The sequence below is a fragment of the uncultured Mucilaginibacter sp. genome, from assembly GCF_937859865.1.
Classification (GTDB): Bacteria; Bacteroidota; Bacteroidia; order Sphingobacteriales; family Sphingobacteriaceae; genus Mucilaginibacter_A.
In genome coordinates this window covers 1-2,948 of the sequence record NZ_CALMAT010000056.1, presented here as the reverse complement: position 1 = coordinate 2,948, position 2,948 = coordinate 1, and the positions used below count along the sequence as shown (strand labels likewise).

At 40.4% G+C, this 2,948-nt stretch carries 2 protein-coding genes; one reads left to right on the top strand and one right to left on the bottom strand.

Translation table 11 applies throughout. The features are described from left to right. Positions 1–468 (top strand): DnaJ C-terminal domain-containing protein (locus Q0192_RS06260; protein WP_299287741.1); only part of this gene is annotated, 468 nt, incomplete at its 5' end. 126 nt (positions 469–594) lie between these two features. Here the strand turns inward: Q0192_RS06260 and Q0192_RS06255 are convergent. Next, on the bottom strand, positions 595–2,919 hold the full coding sequence (locus tag Q0192_RS06255) for a PAS domain S-box protein (RefSeq protein ID WP_299287738.1): 2,325 nt from the start codon (positions 2,917–2,919) through the stop codon (positions 595–597). Positions 2,920–2,948: the final 29 nt, after the last annotated feature.

Genomic DNA, 2,948 nt, shown 5'->3' with positions numbered 1-2,948 from the left:
ATTCCGGCCGGGGTGAGCGAAGGCATGCAATTGAGCATGAGCGGAAAAGGAAATGCTGCCCCTCGTGGCGGTATGCCAGGAGATTTGATCATTTTGATTGAAGAAATCCCGCACGAAACTTTGAAACGCGACGGCAACAACATTATTTACGATTTGCATGTGAACTTTGTGGATGCCGTTTTGGGCACAAGTGTAGAAGTGCCAACCATTGATGGAAAAGCCAAAATCAAAATTGATCCCGGAACACAAGGCGGAAAAATTTTGCGCTTAAAATCAAAAGGTGTGCCGGAAGTAAATTCTTACCAGCGCGGAGACCAGTTGGTGCATATCAACATCTGGACGCCAAAAGCAGTAAGCCGTGAAGAACGCGATGTGTTGGAAAAACTGCAAAACTCGCCCAACTTTAAACCCAACCCGGGCAAACACGACAAAAGTTTTATTGACCGGATGAAGGAATATTTTGAATAACACTAATTTTTAGGTGCTAAAAGAAGCATCACAAAAAAAGAGGCTGGTTAATCACCAACCTCTTTTTTTGTGGGTTTGTAAACCGGTATGCTTTTTTTATGGCATAAAAATCAGGCTGTTTATCAATTATTCTTCAGAAATTTCCTCTTCTATTTTTTGGTTGATGGTGCGGATGATCTGGTCGAGTTGAAGGCTGCATTGCTGCATTAGGCAAATAGATTCTTCTTTTTCTGCTGAATCGTCTGTTTCGGTAATCAGTTCGATCAAGCCTAAAATAGAAGCAACCGGTTTTCTAAGTTCATGCGAGCCCATCCAGGCAATGTTCTTCAATATTTCATTTTGGTGCCTGATCTTTTCCTCCTTCTCTTTTCTCGCCGTGATGTTGTTTTGAATAGAAATATAACCCTCAAATTTACCGTCGGAATTAAAAAGCGGTGTAAATTCTACATTCACCCAATATTTTTCTCCGTTTGCCTTATAGTTGATCACATCAATAGAAAAAACACGAAAAGCATTTTTGGCTTCGGCAATAATAATAGGTGCTTTCGGGTCTGATTCCGGCCCATTCAAAAAAACAGGCACTTTTCCTGCAATAGCATATAAATTATAGCCGGTAAAGTTTTCAAATGCTTTGTTTACCCATATTATTTTACTGTCTGCATCCATAATAACGATCATGTTGTTCACTTTGGTGATGATGTCGGCCAGCCTTTTGTTCTCGTCGTCAAAGCGTTTCAACTGGTCAATGTCTTTAATGGCGCCAATCATCCGAACAAATTTTTGCTTGCCGTCATATTGCAGGTAACCCTGATCGTACACATACTTGTACTGGTTGTTGTTGGTTTTTAAACGGTATTCCAGCCCGCAGTTCTCTTCCTTGTTTCTGATGGCCTGTTTATGTTTTCTAAGCACGCGGTCCAGGTCGTCCGGGTGGATTTTGTTTTTCCACCATTCATTACTGTCGGTAATGCTTTCTGTGGCCGAACCTAACAAATCTTCGATACTGCCGCTGTATTTAACCTGGTTATTGGCCGCATTAAAATCATAAATTACATCGTGCGTGGCTTTGGCCACCAGCTCATAGCGTTCCAATGCTTCTTTTAGCTGCAAATCTTTTTCCTTGTTTTCCGTAATGTCCGCAAAATAAACTGCTGCCCCTTCCTCGGTTGGGTAAGCGTTTACGCAAAACCATTTACGGGCATAAGGGCTGTAATCTTCAAAATTAACCGGTATGCCTTTTTCCAAAACTTTCTTATAATGCAGGTAAAAATTAGTGTTTTGGGCATCAGGGAACAATTCAAAATAATGATGGTTGATGATCTTTTCCTGCGGCCGGCCCAGCATTTTTTCGCTATTGGCGTTAACCGCTGTAATAACCCAGTTGCGGTTTATCAAAAAATAGCCGTCGTTAATGTTGTTTAATGTATTTTTTAAACTCTGCTGATACTTGTGCTTTTCCAGTTGTGCCAGCGTTAGTTCGGTTACGTCCTGCATGGTACCCTGCACTTTATACATTTTGTTGTCGCGGTAATACATCTTCCCCAACACTTTTGCATACTTTACCAAACCTGTTTTTGTAACGAAACGATAATTGACATTTAAATCTGTTCCCAATTTCAATAGGTTTTCTATCGCCTGGTTATAATTTGATAAATCTTCCTGGTGTATTGATTTTAAGATCGAACTGTAGTTTACATTTTCCGGTTCCCGGTCAATGTCAAAAATTTCGTACAATTCGTCTGACCAGAATAGCTTTCCGTCTGCAACAAAATATTCCCAGCCCGATACTTTTGCCAGTTTTTCTGTTTCTTTTTGTTTTTGTTTTTCCTGCTGCAACACCTGGTTCATCTGCTCCAGTTGCTGCTCGTATTTCACCTGCTCTGTAGTGTCCGAAGCCAGTACCATGGCACATTCTATGTCCTCAAAAATGATTTTGTGGGAAGTGATGTTTGCATAAATCAGGGAGCCATCTTTTTTCTGGTGCTGCCAGGTGCCAGAAATACGCCAGGTGCCTGTTGCGTAAGGCTGGTTTACAAATTCGGTAACCGAATCCGTCAATTTTCCCTGTTCTTCCAGTTTTCGGATATCATTAATGGTCATGCCCAAAAATTCTTCCCGGTTATAACCGTAAGTTGTAATTGCAGCTTCGTTTACCGATACAAATCTCAAAGTATGCAAATCATAAATCCACAACGGGTTTGGGTTGCCCAAATACAAGTTCAAAAAATCATTTTCTTTCTGCCTGATTGTTTTATTGTTTAATTTGATCAGCTTAAACACAACTACAGTATTCATTGCCACAAACAAAACCGGCAGCAGTATGTGGATCAGTCGAACAGAAAAACCGGTAAAATAGCTTTCAAACCAAATGATAATTTCGGTGGTTACGCCAAACCAAACCAAACAGGAAAAAGTGTAAATAATGGCAACTTTCAGCGTATTAAACCTCATACGCCTGCTGTTAAATTATTTATTGAGAG

Coding starts and splice junctions, on each gene's coding strand:
- Q0192_RS06255 (WP_299287738.1), bottom strand. CDS start 2,919: ATGAGGTTTAATACGCTGAAAGTTGCCATTATTTACACTTTTTCCTGT.